This is a genomic window from Oryzifoliimicrobium ureilyticum (assembly GCF_037199735.1).
In the GTDB taxonomy this organism is placed as follows: domain Bacteria; phylum Pseudomonadota; class Alphaproteobacteria; order Rhizobiales; family Rhizobiaceae; genus Rhizobium; species Rhizobium ureilyticus.
Map to the genome: position 1 here is coordinate 154626 of NZ_JBBBVQ010000011.1, position 19546 is coordinate 174171.

General features: G+C 56.7%; 16 protein-coding genes. 6 read left to right on the forward strand and 10 right to left on the reverse strand.

Annotation, left to right across the window (positions count from 1 at the left end; translation table 11 throughout):
- Nucleotides 1-191 precede the first annotated feature (191 nt).
- From VQ830_RS16370 to VQ830_RS16380, 3 genes are all read right to left on the reverse strand, one after another.
- The gene (locus tag VQ830_RS16370) at nucleotides 192-1793 is read right to left on the reverse strand and encodes an ABC transporter substrate-binding protein (protein ID WP_337269212.1); all 1602 of its coding nucleotides are present in this window, start codon (nucleotides 1791-1793) and stop codon (nucleotides 192-194) included.
- A 266-nt stretch (nucleotides 1794-2059) separates the two neighbouring features.
- Nucleotides 2060-3433 (reverse strand): aspartate aminotransferase family protein, encoded by a 1374-nt coding sequence (locus VQ830_RS16375; protein WP_337269213.1) that lies wholly within the window; start codon nucleotides 3431-3433, stop codon nucleotides 2060-2062.
- A 153-nt stretch (nucleotides 3434-3586) separates the two neighbouring features.
- On the reverse strand, nucleotides 3587-4423 hold the full coding sequence (locus VQ830_RS16380) for a GNAT family N-acetyltransferase (RefSeq protein WP_337269214.1): 837 nt from the start codon (nucleotides 4421-4423) through the stop codon (nucleotides 3587-3589).
- A 309-nt stretch (nucleotides 4424-4732) separates the two neighbouring features.
- Here VQ830_RS16380 and VQ830_RS16385 point away from each other — a divergent pair, with 309 nt between their 5' ends.
- Nucleotides 4733-5401: a haloacid dehalogenase type II gene (locus tag VQ830_RS16385; protein WP_337269215.1), complete on the forward strand. Its 669-nt coding sequence runs from the start codon at nucleotides 4733-4735 to the stop codon at nucleotides 5399-5401.
- 15 nt (nucleotides 5402-5416) lie between these two features.
- Nucleotides 5417-6691, forward strand: coding sequence for an NAD(P)/FAD-dependent oxidoreductase (locus tag VQ830_RS16390; RefSeq protein ID WP_337269216.1), 1275 nt, complete (start codon nucleotides 5417-5419; stop codon nucleotides 6689-6691).
- Nucleotides 6692-6769: 78 nt separating this feature from the next.
- Here the strand turns inward: VQ830_RS16390 and VQ830_RS16395 are convergent, their stop codons facing one another.
- From VQ830_RS16395 to argE, 4 genes are all read right to left on the reverse strand, one after another.
- Nucleotides 6770-8227, reverse strand: coding sequence for an NAD-dependent succinate-semialdehyde dehydrogenase (locus VQ830_RS16395; RefSeq protein WP_337269217.1), 1458 nt, complete (start codon nucleotides 8225-8227; stop codon nucleotides 6770-6772).
- Nucleotides 8228-8231: 4 nt separating this feature from the next.
- A complete protein-coding gene (locus tag VQ830_RS16400; RefSeq protein WP_337269218.1) occupies nucleotides 8232-9287 on the reverse strand; it encodes a tartrate dehydrogenase in 1056 nt (351 codons plus the stop codon).
- A 61-nt stretch (nucleotides 9288-9348) separates the two neighbouring features.
- Nucleotides 9349-9702, reverse strand: coding sequence for a cupin domain-containing protein (locus VQ830_RS16405; protein WP_337269219.1), 354 nt, complete (start codon nucleotides 9700-9702; stop codon nucleotides 9349-9351).
- A gap of 58 nt (nucleotides 9703-9760) precedes the next feature.
- The gene (argE, locus tag VQ830_RS16410; protein WP_337269220.1) at nucleotides 9761-10888 is read right to left on the reverse strand and encodes an acetylornithine deacetylase; all 1128 of its coding nucleotides are present in this window, start codon (nucleotides 10886-10888) and stop codon (nucleotides 9761-9763) included.
- Nucleotides 10889-11127: 239 nt separating this feature from the next.
- Here argE and VQ830_RS16415 point away from each other — a divergent pair, with 239 nt between their 5' ends.
- Nucleotides 11128-12015, forward strand: coding sequence for a GNAT family N-acetyltransferase (locus tag VQ830_RS16415; protein WP_337269244.1), 888 nt, complete (start codon nucleotides 11128-11130; stop codon nucleotides 12013-12015).
- 101 nt (nucleotides 12016-12116) lie between these two features.
- Nucleotides 12117-13541 (forward strand): aldehyde dehydrogenase family protein, encoded by a 1425-nt coding sequence (locus tag VQ830_RS16420; protein WP_438618047.1) that lies wholly within the window; start codon nucleotides 12117-12119, stop codon nucleotides 13539-13541.
- 27 nt (nucleotides 13542-13568) lie between these two features.
- Here the strand turns inward: VQ830_RS16420 and VQ830_RS16425 are convergent, their stop codons facing one another.
- Nucleotides 13569-14489, reverse strand: a complete 921-nt coding sequence (locus tag VQ830_RS16425) for a LysR family transcriptional regulator (protein WP_337269221.1) — start codon at nucleotides 14487-14489, stop codon at nucleotides 13569-13571.
- Nucleotides 14490-14579: 90 nt separating this feature from the next.
- Here VQ830_RS16425 and VQ830_RS16430 point away from each other — a divergent pair, with 90 nt between their 5' ends.
- Both VQ830_RS16430 and VQ830_RS16435 read left to right on the forward strand, forming a co-directional pair.
- A complete protein-coding gene (locus VQ830_RS16430; RefSeq protein WP_337269222.1) occupies nucleotides 14580-15758 on the forward strand; it encodes a DSD1 family PLP-dependent enzyme in 1179 nt (392 codons plus the stop codon).
- Nucleotides 15758-16153 (forward strand): RidA family protein, encoded by a 396-nt coding sequence (locus VQ830_RS16435; protein ID WP_337269223.1) that lies wholly within the window; start codon nucleotides 15758-15760, stop codon nucleotides 16151-16153. The genes VQ830_RS16430 and VQ830_RS16435 overlap by 1 nt, the downstream gene beginning before the upstream one ends.
- Here the strand turns inward: VQ830_RS16435 and VQ830_RS16440 are convergent.
- Both VQ830_RS16440 and pxpB read right to left on the reverse strand, forming a co-directional pair.
- Complete coding sequence (locus VQ830_RS16440; protein WP_337269224.1) at nucleotides 16150-17877, reverse strand: acetyl/propionyl/methylcrotonyl-CoA carboxylase subunit alpha; 1728 nt, start codon at nucleotides 17875-17877, stop codon at nucleotides 16150-16152. The genes VQ830_RS16435 and VQ830_RS16440 overlap by 4 nt on opposite strands.
- A complete protein-coding gene (gene pxpB / locus VQ830_RS16445) occupies nucleotides 17874-19502 on the reverse strand; it encodes a 5-oxoprolinase subunit PxpB (RefSeq protein WP_337269225.1) in 1629 nt (542 codons plus the stop codon). Before pxpB ends, VQ830_RS16440 begins: the two co-directional genes overlap by 4 nt.
- Nucleotides 19503-19546 lie beyond the last annotated feature (44 nt).

Consider the following 19546-nt stretch of genomic DNA (forward strand, 5'->3'; position numbering starts at 1 on the left):
CCTTCCATTAAACATTCGCGCGATGGCGAAATTGATGTCTCATGACATACAGGTTGCCCATCATGCGATCTTTGCAAACTTAAGCCATCCGTCGTCTTTTGGGAAAGACATCACAGTCTCGAAAGGCGCTGCAAAGCGAATGCGTAGCTGGTCCGGGAGGCAGCTGTCGCCTCCCGGCGTCTCCAATCCGGTCAGGCTTCCAGCCAGACATATTCAGCAAGGGCGTATCCCATCATGCCGCCAAGAGGGTTGGTCTCAAGGCCCTTGACCTTTGTCGAAATGCCATCGGAGTTGATGGAGTAAGCAGGGATGATCGTACCTGCTTCTTCAGAAATCATCGTTTGCATTTCGTTGTAGATGTCGTGGCGTTTGGCTTCATCCAACAGGCCTCGTGCTTCGAGCATCATCTTGTCGAATTTCTCAGACTTGTACTGGCTCTCATTCCAGGGAGCGTCCGATGAATAAAGCAGAGAAAAGTAGATGTCCGGCGTTGGACGAGGGTTAATGTTACCGAAGTGGATCGGCGCCTTCAGCCAGTATTTGTCCCAGTAGCCGTCCGATGGTACGCGCTGGACATCGAGTTTGAGGCCCACATCGGCGGCGGAGGCCTGCACGATCATCGCGATATCGATAGATGCGTCTGCAGCCTCGGAGGCAATAACCGGGATCGACTGTCCCATGACATCGGCCTTCTTGAGGTGAAATTTCGCCTTGTCGGGATCGAATGCTTTGGGTTTTAAATCTTTGTTGCAGTAGTTGTTAACCGGAGAAATAGGCTGATCATTGCCAACCACACCGTCGCCTCGCAATGCGGCCGCAATGATTTGTTCGCGATCGACGAGGTACTTCATGCCGGTGACAAAGTCGGAATTGTATTTATCCACCCGGATGTTCATGTTGGTGTAATTGCCCGTCGTCGACCTTATCAGCTCGAAGCCGCTTTGAGCTTTCACCAGCTTGGCCGAACGCGGATTGACCGCCGAAGCAACCTGGATATCGCCAGCCAGCAAGGCATTGACGCGGGCACTTTGGTCGCCGATCGCGAAGAATTCGAACGAGTCGATATGTGGCAGATTAGGCTTCCAGTAGTTTTTGTTCTTCTTCATGATGGAGCGCACACCGGGCTCGAAGGTCTCCAGCACGAAAGCGCCGGTACCCACGCCCTTCGAGAAGTCGGTAGTCCCGTCCTGAACGATCATAAAATGGTGCAACGCTAGAATATATGGCAGGTCGGCATTGGCTGCGGTGAGGACGATCTCAACGGTACTGGGGTCGATGGCTTTGACCTCGGTTATCTGCGCAGCAATCTTGGCGACCTTGGAGCCGACCGCGGGATCGAGATGGCGCTTGAGAGCAAATACCACATCGGCAGACGTCAGTGCCTTGCCATTGTGAAAGGTCACGCCCTTGCGAAGGGTCGCGGTCCATGTTTTCGCGTCCTTCGTGTCGAGCTTTTCGGCCAATTCCATCTGGGGGACGCCGCTGGCATTAATGAAGGTAAGGCGATTGTAGAGCGCGCAACAGCGCGCATAGTCCGTGCCGAGTGATGCCTTGGCCGGATCCAGCGTATCTGCATTGGAAGCGGAAATACCACCGACTTTCAGGTGGCCGCCGGAAACCGGCGTTGCCGCCACCGCACGCTCGGCGCGACCGAAGACTGCGGCGCCTGCCGACAGGGCAACGCCGCTCGCCAGCATCAATTTCAGGAGGTCGCGGCGCGAGGCTCCGCGCCGGATGGCGTCTTCGACGCGCCCATCGTCGCTTTTTGTCCAATTGGTGATGTCGTCAGTCATGTCATTCCCCTTTTTTTGGATTTCAGGCTGTCATCCATCTTGCTGCGGACATTCCCAACCTTCGTACATTCTGACCGGTGGCGACCATTCGTGATCGGTTGCACCGATGGGAAACTCCCAGTTTTCCCAACTTCAGTCTTCCTACGTTCAGTCTGGCACGTCGTCCGGGGCGTATCGTTCGAATTCAACTTGGTCCGCAGCATAAAATTTCGAATTACCGACGGTGACGGTATTTCGCGCGACTTTCGTCCGTGAAGCTTGCCGCCTCAATCAATCACCTTTCGGATGTCCGGGTCTTCCAAAGTCTGATCAAGTGTCTTGTGTGTACGCTCGACAATATCGTCGATATCGCTGCTCGTGCAGCAAAGCGGCGGCGCATAGCCGAGGACGCCTTGTGGAAACGCCCGGATGACGAGACCATTGTCCCAGGCTCGATCGAAGATGCGTCGGGCCGGCATGGCCGATGTCGGAAGAGGAGTCTTTCGCGCTTTATCAGTTACGAGTTCAACACCGTAGAGCATTCCGCGACCGCGGATATCGCCCACCAAAGGATGGTCGCTCAGGCTCTCCAGGCCAGAACGCAATCGTTCTCCGGCCTTCCGGCCGTTTTCGAGCAATCCGCCTTCATAGAGCTTCAAGACTTCGAGTGCGACAGCTGCACTGACCGGATGGGCGGAATAGGTAAAGCCGTGTCCTACGGCAGCATCGCCGGCACCATCTGCAATCGTATCATAGACATGATCGGCCATCAGTACCGCGCCCATCGGCACATAACCGGATGTCAGACCCTTCGCGATCGTCATCATGTCCGGCACGATGCCGTCGTCCTCGCAAGCAAAAAGCGGTCCGGTGCGACCGAAGCCGGTAATCACTTCATCAGCAATAAAGAGGATTCCATATTCTGAGCAAAGTTCGCGTATGGCCTTGATCCAGCCTTTCGGCGGCACGATAACGCCGCCAGAGCCCTGAATTGGTTCAGCATAAAATGCCGCGACGCGGTCTGCGCCAATCTCTTCTATCTTTGCTCTCAGGATAGACAGCGAATTGGCGATGATCACCGCCTCATCTGATCCTACCGCGTTGCGATAGGGATAGGGCGAGGGGATCTTGTGCTGCCAGTCGAGAGGAACGCCGAAGCCGGCATGGAAAGCTGGAAGGGCAGTCAAACCCGCGCCGACGGTCGAAGAGCCGTGATAGCCTTGCTGGATCGAGATGAACTGATCGCGTGCAGGCTTGCCCTTCGCTTGCCAGTAGTACCGAACAAACCGGATTGTCGAATCCACCGCATCCGAACCGCCGAGGGTGAAGTAGACGCGGTTGATGTTGCCCGGAGCGCGTTCAGCCAGTTCAGAGGCAAGCCTGATCGCAGGTTCTGAGCCAAGATCGAAATAGCCCGTGGCATAGGGAAGCTCGCGCAATTGTCGGGTTGCCGCCTCCACAATGCTCTCATGACCGTAGCCGGCGTTGACACACCAAAGACCTGCGAAGCCGTCGACCAACTCATGCCCATTTGCTTCCATGACCCTTGCACCGCGCGCGGACTTAAGCACGCGAACACCCTGCCGCTCATGTCCTCGATACGAGGCCACAGGATGGATAAGATGGGCGCGATCAAGTTCGATCAGGGAATTAGCGAGCATTTCTCAGTCTCCGAATTGTCTAAGCGGGGTTAGGAACAGAGCTTCTCGGAAACTCATGGACCTCATTGTCTTAAAGGGTGTGTCAGAGTGCTCTACCCGTCCTCCTGCAGCACGATCTTCTGTTGTGTCGATCCACACCGGTTGTGAGGAGCGTTAGCCGAGAGCCTGACTGGCGAGCGCAAATACTTTTGGCCCGTCATGCGCAAGATTGTTTGAAAGGGGACGACGCATGGTAACGCCACCGCCGCCGTGCGGGAGGCCGATCGCATCGAGCCAGGCGGATAAGCCCGTTTCTTTTCCTGTATCGACCCGAAGGAACCGGCCGGCGCGCGATGAAGCATGGTAGGCAATCAACGAGCGGGCGGTCTCGAAGTCCTTGGCAATGACAGGACCAATGACTTCTCCGCGCCCGAAAGGGCGTATTGCCGCCCAGGCTTCGGTCTTGCCGTCCCTGCGAGCAACAGCAACCTCGCCGCACTTGATAATCGCATCGATCAGGCGGGATCGGTCAGCAGAGAGAGCTTCACGGTCAAGGGCCTTCAAGCCATCAATATCTTCGCCCGACATGATTTCGATCCCATCAGGACATTCGATAGACTGAACTTTTCCTTGGTGCTGGCATATCGTCCCCGTCGCGACGAAGCCGAGTTTCTCGTAGAGCGGGAGTCCTTCCTGGGTTGCAGTAAGACGCTGCGGTCTGTTCCCTGCTAGAGCGATGGCATGCTCCATAAGCTTTCGACCAAGTCCTAGGCCGCGCATGGCTTTGTCGACGATGACCAGATTGATCATCGCGTAATCTTGACCGTAAGGGGTCATGAAAGTCGTTCCCACGACCCTTCCATCGGCATCCACTGCTACGACGCCTTCGCTCAAGTGCTGCAGCATCATCCAGTCCTCGTGTCGGTGCGGCCAGTGTTCGCCGCGCGACAGTGCCACTGCGCCGTCAAGATGCTCAGGCCCGAAAGCAGCGATGTCGATCTGGTTTTGCATTGGCATATCCTTTCCTGCGCCAAAGTGTGGTGCACGAGGAGAAAGCTATTCGTCTGAAAGAAGAGCCTGGCGCAATATCTTCCGCCAAAGCAGCAGGGTGGCGCCGCATCTTATGCTGGTGCGTCCACCGACATCTTGCGCAAGATGGCCAGGATTGGAAATAGGAGGGCGAGGGTTTCACAATAGTCTGCCACGGGCAGCACAGATAAAGAACTTTATGCTTCTCGGAGGGGGCAATTTGGTCTGCTCGGCCTGCCATCACCGTCCTATGATCTTTCCAACGGAACAGAAAGCCAGAGGAAGAACGTCATGGCCCCCTTTCGCCCGAAGTATGTCACCTTCGATTGTTACGGCACGCTTATCAACTTTGACATGGCGGGAGCGGCCCGCGACCTTTACGGCGACCGGCTTGATGAAAAAGCGATGGAGAAATTTATCTGGAATTTCTCCGCTTATCGACTTGATGAGGTCATGGGTGCTTGGAAACCCTATTCTGAAGTCGTCTACAATTCGCTCTCGCGCGCGTGCAAGGCAAATGGCGTCATGTTCAAGGATGAGGATGCCCGTCTAGTCTATGAACGAGTGCCGACTTGGGGTCCGCACCCGGACGTGCCTGTGGGTCTTTCTAAAGTCGCCAAGGAAATTCCTCTCGTCATTCTTTCCAACGCCATGAATTCGCAAATCATGTCGAACGTCGAGAAGCTCGGGGCGCCATTCTATAAGGTCTATACAGCCGAACAGGCGCAGGCCTACAAGCCGCGCTTTCAAGCATTCGAATATATGTTCGACATGCTAGGTTGTGGTCCCGAAGACGTGCTGCATTGCTCCTCGTCTTTCCGTTACGATCTCATGTCTGCACATGATCTCGGCATCAAGAACAAGGTCTGGGTCAATCGTCGTCATGAGCCCGCCAATCCCTTCTACGGCTATACCGAGATTGCTGATATTTCCGGTCTGCCGGGCGTGGTGGGTCTTTAAGGGAAGCTTGTTCTGATGAAATTCGTTTCCTACTGGCACGATACTGCACCGCGCTTTGCAGGTGCCGCACAAGGACCGGTTCACGGTCATTATGATGTTGCCGTCATCGGCGGAGGCTTCACAGGCCTCGCTGCTGCACGGCAACTTGCCAAGGCAGGAGCGAAGGTGATCGTTCTCGAGGCCGAACATGTCGGCTTTGGTGCGTCGGGTCGCAATGGCGGACATTTAAACAACGGCTTGGCGCACAGCTACCTTGCCGCGAAATCAGAGCTTGGCAAGGAGCGTGCTATCGCGCTGTACAAGTCACTGGACGATTCCATTGACACGATCGAATCGATCATTGCCGAGGAGGGAATCAACTGCAATTTTCGGCGCGCGGGCAAACTCAAGCTTGCCTCTAAACCAAAGCATTTTGAGGCGTTGGTCCGAAACTTCGAAGCCCTGCATCGGGAGTGCGACCCCGAGACCGCACTCATGACGCCCGAGGATCTGAAGTCGGAGGTCGGCGCCCCATTCCACGGCGCAATGCTCTCCAAGAAAAGCGCCATGATGCATATGGGTCGCTATGTTGCGGGGCTTGCCGAAGCGGCTACTCGCCATGGCGCGACGATCGTTGAGGCGGCAACTGTCACCGCGCATCAGGCCAACAATGGTCTTCATAGTCTGCAGACTGCGCGTGGCACGGTCACTGCCGCGAATGTCATTGTGGCGACCGGAGCCTACACGACGAAGAACTTCTCCTGGTTCCGTCGCCGCATCATTCCGATCTGCAGTTTCATCATCGCGACCAGACCTCTGACCGACAATGAGCTGCATTCGGTCATGCCGGGTAACCGCACCTGCGTCAACACCATGAATGTCGGAAATTATTGGCGCCTTTCGCCGGACAATCGACTGATTTTCGGCGGCCGAGCGCGTTTTTCCGCTGTCTCCGACCAGCGCTCGGACGAACTGGGAGGCGTCATTCTGCGCCAATCCATGGAGCGTCTGTTTCCGCAACTCACGGGGATCGATATCGACTACTGCTGGGGCGGGGCGATCGACATGACGGCTGACCGTTTCCCGCGGGCCGGCTTCCACGACGGCCTTTGGTACGCGATGGGCTATTCGGGCCATGGCGCGCAGCTTTCAACGCATCTTGGCATGATCGTCGCCGACGCCATCCTTGGCCGCGCTGATCGCAATCCGATGCGCAATTATCCATGGAACGCTGTTCCCGGCCACTTCGGCAAGCCGTGGTTCCTGCCGCTTGTCGGTCAATATTATAAGATGCTTGATAGATTTCAGTGAGCACTTTGCCGAGGCCTGACGCGCGGATTGCAGAAATCCGCGCCACCTGGGATATTCAACTGGCTCAAGGAAGAAAACTCAGCAGAGCCCACCTATGTGGAACGCCTTGGTTTCGAGATATTCCTCGATACCGATTTCGGAACCTTCTCGACCCAGTCCGGATTGCTTGACGCCACCGAACGGAGCGACCTCCATGGAGATAGCCCCTGTGTTGAGCGCCACCATCCCGAATTCAAGAGATTCTCCGACGCGCCAGGCGCGCTTCATATTTTCGGTATAGAAGTAAGACGCAAGGCCAAAGGGTGTGCCATTGGCAATGGCGATGGCCTCTTCTTCGGTCTTGAAACGGAAGAGCGGTGCGACCGGACCGAATGTTTCTTCCTTAGAGAGAAGCATATCCGTTGTTGCATCGGTCAGCACGACGGGCGCGGTATACTGCCTGCCGTCCGGAAGTGCAGGCGCTTTGCTAATGATCTTCGCTCCCTTCGACAGCGCATCGGCGATATGCCGCTCGATCTTTTCGATGGCCGCTTGGTTGATCATCGGACCGATCGAGACGCCTACAACCGTACCCGGTCCGACCCTCATTGCCTCCACCTTCGCCTTCAGTTTGGCAGCGAAGGCATCGTAGATCCCATCTTGAACGAGAATGCGGTTCGCGCACACGCAGGTCTGACCGCCATTTCTAAACTTAGACGCCAGAACCCCGTCGATGGCAAGGTCGAGATCGGCATCTTCAAAGACGATGAACGGAGCATTGCCGCCGAGTTCGAGGCTAAGACGCTTCACGCTGTCGGCTGCGCCGCGCATCAATAGCGATCCCACCCGGGTCGACCCAGTAAAGGAAATCTTGCGAACGGTTTCGTTTGCCATCAACTCCTTACCGATCTGTGCAGGTAAGCCGGTGACGATATTGATGACCCCTGAAGGAATCCCTGCGCGTTCAGCCAGTACGGCGAGCGCGAGTGCAGAAAAGGGCGTGAATTCCGATGGCTTGATGACAACGGTGCAGCCTGATGCGAGGGCGGGCGCGACTTTGCGAGTAATCATCGCATTCGGGAAATTCCATGGTGTGATTATCCCGCACACGCCGACCGGCTCCTTGAGGACGAGAATACGACGATCACGCGTGGGAGCGGGAATGCTGTGGCCCTTGATGCGGCGGGCCTCCTCTGCAAACCATTTCACGAAGGAGGCGCCGTAGCGGATTTCGCCGCGCGCCTCATCCAGCGGTTTGCCCTGCTCCAACGTCAGGATGAGGGCAAGGTCCTCCAGGTTCTCGATCATCAGATCGAACCACTTCTCCAGAAGTCCGGCACGCTCCGCGTTGGTCTTTGCCCTCCAAGCGTGAAACCCGACTTCCGCCGCAGATATCGCTGCACGGGTTTCTATCTCAGACATATCCGGAACACTGCCAATTGCTGCTTGTGTCGCGGGATTGATAACTTCCACCGTCTTGCCAGATCGAGCAGCGATCCATTCACCATTTATGATGCCAGTTTGGCGGAAAAGGTCCTGGTCTTCGAGTTTCAGCATGGAACTATCTTTCCAAGGTTGTGATGGCATCGGCGACGGCCATGGCAATGGCCTCTGTCGTATGCTTTCCGGGTACGGTTCCAATGCCGCTTGCCGTGGTCGCTGAAATCGCATTCATCACCATTGCCGCGGCGTCGGTCTCGCCCAGATGTTCGAGCATCATTGCGCCGGACCAGATAGCCGCTATGGGATTGGCAATTCCCTTGCCGGCGATGTCTGGCGCAGACCCATGGACGGGTTCGAACATGGAAGGAGCTGAACGATCGGGATTGATATTTGCCGATGCCGCAAAACCCAATCCGCCCTGTATGGCCGCACCCAGGTCGGTCAGAATGTCGCCAAACAGGTTGGAGGCGACAATGACATCGAGAGTTTCGGGGGCCATGACCATCCGTGCTGACATCGCATCGACATGATAGCTCGTCACTTCGACGTCAGGATACTCGGTAGCGAGCGTCCGGGTGATTTCGTCCCAGAAAACCATGGAATATTTCTGAGCATTGGACTTGGTGACTGAGGCGAGCTTGCCCCGTCGCGACCGCGCTCGTTCGAAGCCAAAGCGAAGAATGCGTTCCACGCCGACGCGTGTAAAAATCGCGGTTTCTATCGCGACCTCATCCTTGGTCCCTTGGTGAATACGCCCGCCTGCGCCCGAATACTCGCCTTCCGTGTTCTCGCGAATGCAGAGAATGTCGAAGCTTTCCGCTTTCAGAGGGCCTTGTACCCCCGGCAAAAGCCGATGAGGACGGATGTTCGCATATTGCACGAAGGCCTTGCGGATGGGCAGCAAGAGGCCATGCAAGGAAACAGAGTCTAGCACCTCGGCAGGCCAGCCAACCGCGCCAAGCAAAATCGCATCGAATTTGCGCAATGTTTCGATCGCATCGTCCGGCATCATTTGGCCCGTTTCCTTGTAAAAGGCGCACGACCAAGGAAAGACTGTAGCTTCAAGGACGAAACCCGAGTGCTTGGCGACAGTTTGCAGTACGGACCAAGCGGCCTCGGTGACATCCTGACCTATCCCGTCGCCGGGAATCAACGCGATCCGGTGAGTGTTCATCCGTTTTACCGCTCCAATTGTTGAAAATGATGCAATCTGGCTGGTCCTGATCCGACCCGGCTTAATTCACGACAACGTAGATTTTTCGCACGGTCTCAATGGTCTTCCATACGCCGGTAAACCCCGGCTTCATGACAAAGCTGTCGCCGGCTTTGTAAATAATCGGATCGCCGCCGTCCGGGGTGATCTCAATGACGCCCGAGAGGATGTGGCAAAATTCAAATGTTTCGCCCTTGATCGATTTTGTTTCGCCCGGGGTTGCCTCCCAGACGCCGGAACGAACCTGGCCGTCTTTTGCCTCATCCACGGCCCAGGTTTTGAACGTAGGTGCGCCAGCGATCAGCCGCTCAGGCAGAGGGCCAGATTCCCGTGGGGCGAACGTGGGGTTTGGGTCGAGCGTTTTGAGGAGGGACATATCGAACCTTTCGCATGGTGTGGATTTGGGGATGGACCTTCTCTCTCAATGTAACGGCTCATGCCTTGGCGCAGCGGCGGCCAAGCGCTTCCACGAAGCGTTGACAGGTGAGAAGTTCGCTTTCGAGAATGAATTCATCCGGTTTGTGCGCACGGCTAATGTCGCCAGGACCGCAGATCACGGCCTCAATGCCGGCGGATTGGTAAAGGCCAGCTTCCGTACCATAGCTGACGGCATCGATTGGAGTATGCCCCGTCAACTCCGATGCAATCTGCGCAAGCGCGCTTTGCGGGGACAGCGCGAGAGCCGGATAGGCGCTCAGTTCCTCCCATTCGACGGCAAACCCCAGCGCTTTCAATCTGTCAGCCGCCGCCCGTATGGGTCCAAGCAGGGACCCAGGATCGACGTCGGAGATCGCGCGCGCCTCAAGCTCCAGCGTCGCGAGATCCGGCACGATATTGACCGCCTTTCCACCCGAAATCACACCTGCCAACAGGGTCGAATAAGGGGGTGCAAAGGCGTCCTGAAAGGGACCTTGGGTCAGCCGCCCGGCTTCAGAAATGGTAGCATTGAGGACATCGGCCATCGCATGGATCGCATTCATCCCGAGATCGGGCCGCGAGGAATGCCCCGCCTTTCCACGGATTGTGACCCTTGCTGCCGACTTGCCCTTATGGGCAAGCACTGCAGACATATTGCTTGGCTCGCCGATGATGGCTCCCAACGGGGTCGCGCAAAGATCGGGCAACCGTGCAAGAAGGTGAGGTACACCACGGCAACCGGCTTCTTCATCATAGGAGAAGGCGAGATGGATTGGCCGCTTCAAATCTGCCTTGCTTAAATGTGGCACTGTGGCCAGAACCGCGGCGAGATATCCCTTCATATCTGTCGTTCCCCGGCCATAGAGCCTCTCACCGTCGCGGCGCAGAACAAAGGGCGGGGAAGTCCATTCGCCCGCTTCAGCAGGTACGACATCCATATGACCCGATAGGATATAGCCCGACGTGTCGCGAGGACCGATGGTGGCAAAGATATTGCTGCGGTCACCTTCCGGTCCGGTCAATATCTCTGTCGAAATGCCAAATTTAGATAGGTAGTCGCTGATCCAACCGGCAATTTCGCCGTTTGGTGTACCGACGACACTTGGAAACGATACCAGCTTTTCCAAGATGTCGGTGACGTTCATGGCTCATCCTATTGCGGTATCGGCCATCTGCGGCCCGCTTCGATCTTTCTTAGAATGAAGCTTTTCAGCCGGATTCTCTGCCGAAGCTGCTGCGTCTTTCGGTCGATTCTTGTGTCTGCAGCGAATTTTCGAGCAAATGCTGCGGCAAATTGCGTTTTATGCTGAGCGTGCTGCATTCACGCTGTGTGGCAAGGACAACTGACATTCTTCCGGGGGAAATACTGGTGGCAGACAGATTGATGCCGAGCGAACAGGCGCAAATTGATGCCTTCGCTATGCAGATACGAGATGTGGCGGATGCTGACCATGCGCAACTTCATGCGCTGTCGATCTCCGTGGGATGGCCACATCGTGCAGAAGACTGGCAGTTTTTACGCGATATCGGCGAAGGCGTGATCGCCAGCGACGAGATCGGTCGCATCATGGGCTCGGCCATGTGGTTTCGCCATTCGAACGAGCTGGCCACGATCGGTATGGTCATCACGTCCCCGCGTCTGCAGACGCAGGGGACAGGCCTTTGGATGATGGAATATGCTTTGAAGGATGTCGCGGGCATGAATTTAAGGTTGAACGCCACCCGCGCGGCGCAAAGGCTCTATCTGTCGCTTGGCTTTCATCCAGAGAAAACCGTCTACCAATGCCAAGGTATCGTCGCCAGGCGACCGGAGGACCATGCACTCTCGAAAGACGTACGACTGCTGGGGCCGGAAGATCTAGCTGCCGCTGTTGCGCTGGATGCCGACGCCTTCGGCGTGGCTCGCTCGATTTTGATAGAAAAGCTTTTTCAGCACTCTCGCGGCTACGGTCTCTTTCGCGACGGCGCTCTGCAAGCCTTTGCCTTGTGCCGCCCCTTTGGACGAGGGCATGTGGTCGGGCCGGTTGCTGCCGCAGATGATCAAGATGCAGTGGCTGTTGTCATGCCGCATATCGGCGATCACGTGGGGAATTTCCTGCGGCTCGATACGCATTTCGAAGCAGGAGATTTTGCCCTTCATCTGGTGGGAAGTGGACTAAGCGTCTTTGATACGGTTCTCACCATGTCCTACGGCAAGCGTTTGTCCGACTACACTGCGTCCGGGCCACAAGCGCCTACAACTTATGCTCTCGTCAGCCAGACCTTGGGCTGAAACTTGTTGCCCCGCTATCCAGATCCATCTGCACCCTCCTTTCAGCTTCTGATCGTTTGGGAACACCCCATGTCGTCAGGCAAACTTACGGAGATATTTCATTGATAGAACGAGATGACAGCTTCTATATCGATGGCAGGTGGCAGGCCTTCACGGATGTAAGCCGTCTGCCGGTCGTCGACCCGGCGACGGAAGAAGTTTCCGGCCATGTTGCTGCAGGGGCTTCCCACCACGTGGACATGGCGGTAGCCGCGGCGCAGCGAGCCTTCGCGTCCTTCTCGCAGTCGCCGGTATCGGAACGAGTTAGCTTGCTCAAGCGAATGCACGCGCTTGTGCTTGAACGGGCCGAAACATTTGCTGAGGCGATGGTCCTTGAAATGGGGACGCCCATTAGCTTCGCTCGAAGCGCCCAGGTCCCTTTCGCGGCAGAACATATCCGTATCCAGGCCGAGTTGCTCTCGAGCTACCCCTTCCTGAAGGTCCAGGGTCCAACGGCGATTGCCAAGGAAGCGATTGGCGTCTGCGCGCTCATTACGCCCTGGAACTGGCCGCTTTACCAGATCACCGCCAAGGTGGCGCCTGCGATCGCAGCGGGCTGCTCAATAGTTCTCAAGCCAAGCGAGCTGTCGCCCTACAGTGCACATTTGTTCGCCGAACTTATCCATGACGCCGGCTTGCCTGCAGGCGTTTTCAATCTGGTGAGCGGCACGGGTGAATCTGTCGGTGCTGCTCTCTCATCTCATCCCGAGGTGGATATGATTTCCATTACCGGGTCGACACGGGCCGGCGTACTGGTCGCGCAAGCTGCTGCGCCAACGGTGAAGCGCGTGGTCCAGGAACTGGGCGGAAAGTCACCGAATATCCTCCTTGACGATGCTGACTTCGGCACGGCCGTGCCCAAAGGACTGCTCGCAGGAATGCGCAATGCGGGACAGTCCTGCAGCGCGCCAACCCGCATGTTGGTGCCGAGAGAAAGGCTTGCCGAGGCCGAGGGCCTGGCGTTAGAGGCGGTCAATGCCATGGTTGTCGGTAGCCCCCTTGATCCTGCGACCACTATGGGTCCCATCGCCAATCGCCAACAGTTCGAACGCGTTCAAACGATGATCGAAGTTGGGATGGAAGATGGAGCCAAGCTTGTGGTAGGCGGGCAGGGCCGTCCACCTCAGTTAAACGCTGGCTATTATGTAAAGCCCACCGTTTTCTCTGACGTGACATCTGAAATGCGGATTGCTCGGGAGGAAATCTTTGGCCCCGTCCTGTGCATAATGCCGTATGAGGATGAAGAGCATGCCATCACCATAGCCAACGATACGGTCTATGGGCTCGGCGCGCATATTCAGTCATCGGATCGCGAGCGGGCAAGGCGGGTTGCGGCCCGGATACGCGCCGGTCAGGTCCATATCAACTATCCGGCCTGGGATGGCACAGCTGCGTTCGGTGGCTACAAACGTTCTGGCAACGGCCGCGAATACGGCGTCCACGGTCTAGAAGAATATCTGGAGACCAAGTCCATTCTCGGTTATTGATGCCGGGTCTAGCATGTCGCGCCTTGGTCAGCTCGCGGACTTGTCAGTCTGCCACGGCGGCGGTTTCAGCGATTGACGTAGCATCGCAAGAAATGCGGTTGAACGCGCCGTTCGTCCATGACGTGAACCGAGCATGGCAACAATATCAGCAGAAGGAAGCTGCCAAGCGGGAAGCACCTCCTGGAGGCGGCCGGCGGCGAGATCTTCGGCAACGCTCCATTCCGAGCGCATCATGATTCCCTGCCCAGCCAACGCCCAATCGCGGATCACCGAGCCATCATTGCTAGCCATGTTCGGATTGACGCGAACTGTTGCGAGTTGCTCCTGAGGCCCTCGAAAACGCCAGAGCGTCACATCCTCTTCGTTCTCCCGAACCGCCAAGCAGCGATGGCGGACAAGATCCGAAGGGTGCAGGATTGGTGAGACTGCCCGTAGATATTCAGGGCTTGCGCACAAAATTCTGCGATTGGGTGCAAGCGTTGTGATGACCTGTTCCAGCGGGCCTCGCGCGCCGATATGAACGATGATCTCGCAACTTTCCATGACGAGAGCCAGGGGATGGTCCGATAGTTCTAGTGAGACGCTTGCAGAACCGTGTTCCTTTGCGAAGGCGCTCAGGACTGGGGCGATGTATTTTCTTCCGAAGCCATGAGGGGCGGCGACCTTCATATGTCCCCTGACTGTGCCGCGGCGATCTGCAAGCGCCTCCGACAGTGACTCGATAGCGCTTGTTACCAGCGTGCCGTGAGAGGCAACGAGGGCGCCTTCCGCCGTCAGCGCCAGCCTTTTTCCACTGCGGTCGACAAGCAAGGCCCCGGCCTTTTCTTCCAATGCCTGCAAGCGTTGTGTGACTGCCGGAGGCGTCACGTTCAACTTTCGCGCACTTTCAGCAAGCGAACGAGAACTGGCGATAACTGCGAAAAAGGAAAGATCGTCCGAATTCAGCATTAACTTTAGGCTAAATGGATTATTCACTTTAGCTTAATTCTCATCTTTATGCAGACATGGCAAGCTTTCCGTGAATCGGAGACCATGCGCATGCACACACACTCGATCACCGCACCAACCAGCGGGACACCGGAGACGTCGCTCGAAACGCTGGAGACGCCCTGTCTGGTTTTGGACGTCGAGCGGATGGAGCGTAACGTTGCAAGGCTTCAAAATCGGCTTGGTCAGCTTGGGGTGACGCTGCGTCCGCATCTGAAAACCGCAAAATCGGTGGAGGTTGCGCGCCGCGTTATGGCATCCCCGGAAGGTCCGGCCACTGTCTCGACCTTGAAGGAGGCGGAACAGTTCGCCGCAGCTGGCGTGCGCGACATGATCTATGCCGTCGGCATCGTACCCTCCAAGCTCGCGCGCGTGGCCGGGCTGAGGGCCCGCGGTGTCGATCTCATCGTCGTTGTCGATAGCGTCGAACAGGCACAAGCGGTTTCCGACGCGTCCCGTTCTTCGGGAGTACGAATTCCAGCGATGATCGAAGTGGATTGTGATGGGCATCGTTCCGGTGTAGCGCCGGGCAATCAAGCGAGCCTGCTTGCCATCGGCAAGGAACTGGCGTCGGGCGCTGAACTGCGTGGTGTTCTAACGCACGCTGGTGACAGCTATCGGGGCGGCGGAGCAAAGGCGCAGGAACATTATGCGGAAGTCGAACGAAAAGCCGTCGTGGACGCAGCTCAAGCTTTACGCGCAGCAGATTTGCCATGCCCCGTGGTAAGCGTGGGCTCAACGCCAACGGCCCATCATGCACAGAACTTGGACGGGGTGACTGAGGTTCGCGCCGGTGTCTTTGTCTTTTTCGATCTGGTGATGGCCGGGATTGGCATCTGTGAGGTCGACGATATCGCGCTGAGCGTGCTGGCAACCGTTATCGGGCATCAGCGTGAAAAGGGCTGGATTATCACCGACGGTGGATGGATGTCTCTCTCACGCGACCGCGGCACCAGCAAACAGGCCGTTGACCAGGGATACGGTCTTGTCTGTGATCTGATGGGGCATGTCTATCCCGATCTCATCATGTCGGATGCCAATCAGGAGCACGGCATCCTTGCTCTGCGTCCCGGATCGACCGGTCGGTTGCCGGATCTAGCGGTTGGAGATCGGGTACGGATCTTACCGAACCATGCTTGCGCCACTGGTGCCCAGCACGACGTCTATCATGTCGTGCGTGGACCATCGCAGCTGGTCGAAGCCCGATGGGCAAGATTTGGAGGCTGGTAATGTCGAGATTCATCGATATCTATACCGATCAAGCACCCCGGCCTGCAGGACATTACGTCCAGGCCAAACGTGTGGCCGACCAGCTGTACATCTCCGGCCAGCTGCCCATCAGAACGGACGGGAAGTTATTAAATGATAGCGACTTCGAAACGCAGGCAGGTCAGGCAATCGATAACGTTTTGTCAATTTTGAAGGCTGCTGGCGGCATGCCAGCCGATCTCGTGCGCGTGACTGCGTATATCGTTGGCGTGGTCAACTGGCCGATGTTTGACAAGGTCTTTGCTGAGCGTCTCAAAGATGTGCGACCGGTGCGCACGGTCGTACCAGTACCCGAGCTTCACTACGGATATCTGGTCGAGATTGATGCCGTTGCCCATCTGGCAAAAGTTTCCTAATCAATCCGACCAAGGCTAGCGCCTGCCTCAATATAAGCGCCTTCGACGGCTTGCCGAAGGAGTTTTCCGCTGCGGATCGCCCGCACTTGCGTTTCCATTTTCATGGCCTCAATGATCGCGATCAGATCGCCCTCCTCAACATGATCTCCGTCTTCCGCTTTGTATGATTGAAGAGTTCCGGATACAGGCGCGACAACCATACCGTCGTTCAAATTGTCATCCGATTTTACATTGGCGACGATTGGAGAAGACGGTGCGCTGAAATGCGAGAGCAGAGTTGCGGGAATTCCGACTTGATGACGTTTGCCATCGATTTCGATATGCGTGCGAATAAGGTTCTCTCCGACGGGCGCTTCCGGTCGACGGGCTGGCTCGAGCGTCGATGCAAAATCGTCTTCTATCCAGCGGGTGTATATCTTGAACCCGTTTTCCGCGGTGAAGTCTGGCGCCTCAAGTGCTGTGCGATGGAAGGGTAGCACTGTCGACAGTCCATCGATTTCAAATTCCGCCAGAGCGCGTCGGGCACGACGAATGGCATCCTCGCGCGTTTTGCCTGTGACAACCAGCTTAGCGACAAGCGAATCGTAAAAGCCGGAAACGGCGGAACCTCTCATGACACCACTGTCGAGCCTCACACCGGGGCCGGATGGTGCGTTAAAACGCGTGATCGTGCCCGGCATGGGCAGAAAACCGCGCCCTGGATCTTCGGCATTAATCCGAAACTCGATGGAATGGCCACGCGGCTCTGGCGCTTCGATGAAGGACAAAGGCTGACCGTCCGCCACACGGAGTTGCTCAATAACAAGATCGATACCGCTGGTTTCTTCCGTCACCGGATGTTCCACCTGGAGCCTTGTGTTGACCTCAAGGAAGGAGAGCGTGCCGTCTTTGCCGAGAAGAAATTCGACTGTGCCTGCACCCGTATAGCCAGCAGCTTTACAAATCGCTTTTGCGGAAGCCTCGATCTCATCTCTTTGGGCTGCTGTCAAAAATGGCGCTGGTGCCTCTTCGATCAGTTTTTGGTTCCGTCTTTGCATGGAACAGTCGCGTGTCCCGACGACGATGACGTTACCGTGCTGATCTGCCATCACCTGCGCCTCGACATGGCGGGGGCGCTCTAGGAAACGCTCTACAAAGCATTCGCCGCGGCCAAAGGCAGCCTCGGCTTCACGGACGGCTGAATGATAGAGTTCTTCGATCTCGTCAATCTTCCAGGCAACTTTCAAGCCCCGCCCACCGCCGCCGAAGGCAGCTTTGATGGCTACCGGAAGACCGTGTGCCTTTGCAAAGGCGATGACTTCGGCTGAGGATGAAACGGGACCATCACTGCCGGCGGCAAGAGGTGCACCCACGCTTGCGGCAATCTGCCGGGCCTTCACTTTGTCTCCGAGAGTTTCGATGACGGATGGAGCAGGACCGATCCATGTCAAGCCAGCCGATATAACCGCTTCTGCAAACTCGGCGCGTTCGGACAGGAACCCATAACCAGGATGAACAGCATCGGCGCCCGCTCTTTTTGCGGCTTCTATAAGCTTGCTAATATCAAGATAAGTTTCCGAAGCCTGCGAACCACCAAGTGCGTAGGCCTCGTCGGCAAGTGAGACGAATAGAGCGTCTGCGTCCGGATCGGAGTAAACTGCAACCGCTGTAATGCCGTAATCGCGACAGGCGCGGATGATGCGGACGGCGATTTCGCCGCGATTGGCAATCAATAGCTTCTTCATGGATGTTCCCCGGCGTCCGGCCCTGGATTTATGTCTTGAAACGATGAGATGGGCCGAAACTTGATCTTTGCATTGATCGGAATCTGGCCAGCAAGATCGAGATGATAGTCAGCGACGTTCGCGATGACCGGGTAGCCGCCGGTGAGCGGATGATCTGCCAGGAAGAGCACCGGTTGTCCGCTATGCGGAACCTGGATAGCGCCCACGGCCGTGCCTTCGCTTGGTAATTCCTGAGTGTCGCGACGCTCGATGGGATCTTCCGCAGCCAACCGGATGCCAACGCGGTTCGACTGCGGCGTGACTTGCCAAACTTGCTGAAAAAGACTGGCAAGACCTTTTGTCGTAAACCAGTCCGTTCGTGGACCAAGCACGACGTCGAGCGTCACCACATCCTGCGAAGAGGGATATTCGAAAGGTGGCGCTTCATGAAGGACCACGGATCCCAGGCCATGTCTTTCGGATGAAATTGTCAGTATCTGGCCTGCTGTAACGGCGGGCGGCCCAACCAGGGCAAGCGTATCCGTCGATGCGCTTCCTAAAACCTTTTCCACTTCAAAGCCGCCGCGCACCGCGATGTACGACCGCATGCCGCTGCTCGCCGGACCAAGCTTTATGGTGTCCCCCGGTTCAACTGCTATTGGACGATAAGGTGGCATCGAAAGACGATGACCGGATTCATCAGTGATCTCGACCGAGCAGGGCGCACCAGTTACTGTCATCAACGCCCGGCAGTTTGCCTGCAAGGCGATGCCACCCATGGTGACTTCAAGACATGCAAGGCCGGTGGGATTGCCTACAATCCGGTTGGCAGTTCTAAGAGCGCCCTGATCCAAGGCTCCCGATGCCGATACCCCCTGGCCTGTCATTCCAAAGCGGCCAAGATCTTGAAACAGCGCAGGCATTGGCGCGGCAAGCACCTCGAAAGAGGCGATCTTCTCGATGTGGGTGGCCGTAGAGGCAGATGGATCGGTAACGGAAAGAGCTCTTCCGTAGGTAATTTTCTTGTCGCCATGTTCGGCGATATCGTAAAAGCGCACCTTATAGCCCGGCTGGAAGAGCGCAGGCGGATCGCGCGACAGATCCCACATCTTAACTGGAGTCGTCCCGATGATTTGCCATCCTCCGGGACTTGCTTGCGGATAAACGCCGCTGAAGGCGCCGGCAAGTGCGACGGCCCCTGCCGGGATGCGGGTGCGCGGCGTCTTGCGTCGTGGCACGTGAAGGGCTTCGTTTCCGCCGATCAGATAACCGAAGCCAGGCGCAAAGCCGCAGAAGGCAACCGTGAATTCGCTTTCCGTGTGAAGACGGATCACCTCCTCGATGCTGAGGCCCGTCAGCTCAGCGACATCGACCAGATCTTCCCCGTCATATCGAACCGGAATCTCAACCACGATGCTTGACGCCTTGGCGCTATGGGCCAAGTCTCTCTTTTGGATTTCGCGGGCAATGTCTTGAGGCGTCGTTTCCTGAGGCTGGTAGCGGATCATGATCGTACGAGCCGCAGGAACGAGTTCACGAATGCCCGGCACCGGGTTTGCCTCAAGGGAAGCAAAAAGCGCCAATGTCTGATCAAGATCGGCCAACTCTACCAGCATTGTCGTCAAGCTTACGGGCAGGAAACGCATGTCCAAGCTCACAGAAAGGAAAGAATATTAGGTTGTCTGTCATC

What these genes read in the sequence shown, in the direction of transcription:
- VQ830_RS16370 (WP_337269212.1), bottom strand. Translation starts at nt 1,793, where the DNA reads ATGACTGACGACATCACCAATTGGACAAAAAGCGACGATGGGCGCGTC.
- VQ830_RS16375 (WP_337269213.1), bottom strand. Translation starts at nt 3,433, where the DNA reads ATGCTCGCTAATTCCCTGATCGAACTTGATCGCGCCCATCTTATCCAT.
- VQ830_RS16380 (WP_337269214.1), bottom strand. Translation starts at nt 4,423, where the DNA reads ATGCAAAACCAGATCGACATCGCTGCTTTCGGGCCTGAGCATCTTGAC.
- VQ830_RS16385 (WP_337269215.1), top strand. Translation starts at nt 4,733, where the DNA reads ATGGCCCCCTTTCGCCCGAAGTATGTCACCTTCGATTGTTACGGCACG.
- VQ830_RS16390 (WP_337269216.1), top strand. Translation starts at nt 5,417, where the DNA reads ATGAAATTCGTTTCCTACTGGCACGATACTGCACCGCGCTTTGCAGGT.
- VQ830_RS16395 (WP_337269217.1), bottom strand. Translation starts at nt 8,227, where the DNA reads ATGCTGAAACTCGAAGACCAGGACCTTTTCCGCCAAACTGGCATCATA.
- VQ830_RS16400 (WP_337269218.1), bottom strand. Translation starts at nt 9,287, where the DNA reads ATGAACACTCACCGGATCGCGTTGATTCCCGGCGACGGGATAGGTCAG.
- VQ830_RS16405 (WP_337269219.1), bottom strand. Translation starts at nt 9,702, where the DNA reads ATGTCCCTCCTCAAAACGCTCGACCCAAACCCCACGTTCGCCCCACGG.
- argE (WP_337269220.1), bottom strand. Translation starts at nt 10,888, where the DNA reads ATGAACGTCACCGACATCTTGGAAAAGCTGGTATCGTTTCCAAGTGTC.
- VQ830_RS16415 (WP_337269244.1), top strand. Translation starts at nt 11,128, where the DNA reads ATGCCGAGCGAACAGGCGCAAATTGATGCCTTCGCTATGCAGATACGA.
- VQ830_RS16425 (WP_337269221.1), bottom strand. Translation starts at nt 14,489, where the DNA reads ATGCTGAATTCGGACGATCTTTCCTTTTTCGCAGTTATCGCCAGTTCT.
- VQ830_RS16430 (WP_337269222.1), top strand. Translation starts at nt 14,580, where the DNA reads ATGCACACACACTCGATCACCGCACCAACCAGCGGGACACCGGAGACG.
- VQ830_RS16435 (WP_337269223.1), top strand. Translation starts at nt 15,758, where the DNA reads ATGTCGAGATTCATCGATATCTATACCGATCAAGCACCCCGGCCTGCA.
- VQ830_RS16440 (WP_337269224.1), bottom strand. Translation starts at nt 17,877, where the DNA reads ATGAAGAAGCTATTGATTGCCAATCGCGGCGAAATCGCCGTCCGCATC.
- pxpB (WP_337269225.1), bottom strand. Translation starts at nt 19,502, where the DNA reads ATGCGTTTCCTGCCCGTAAGCTTGACGACAATGCTGGTAGAGTTGGCC.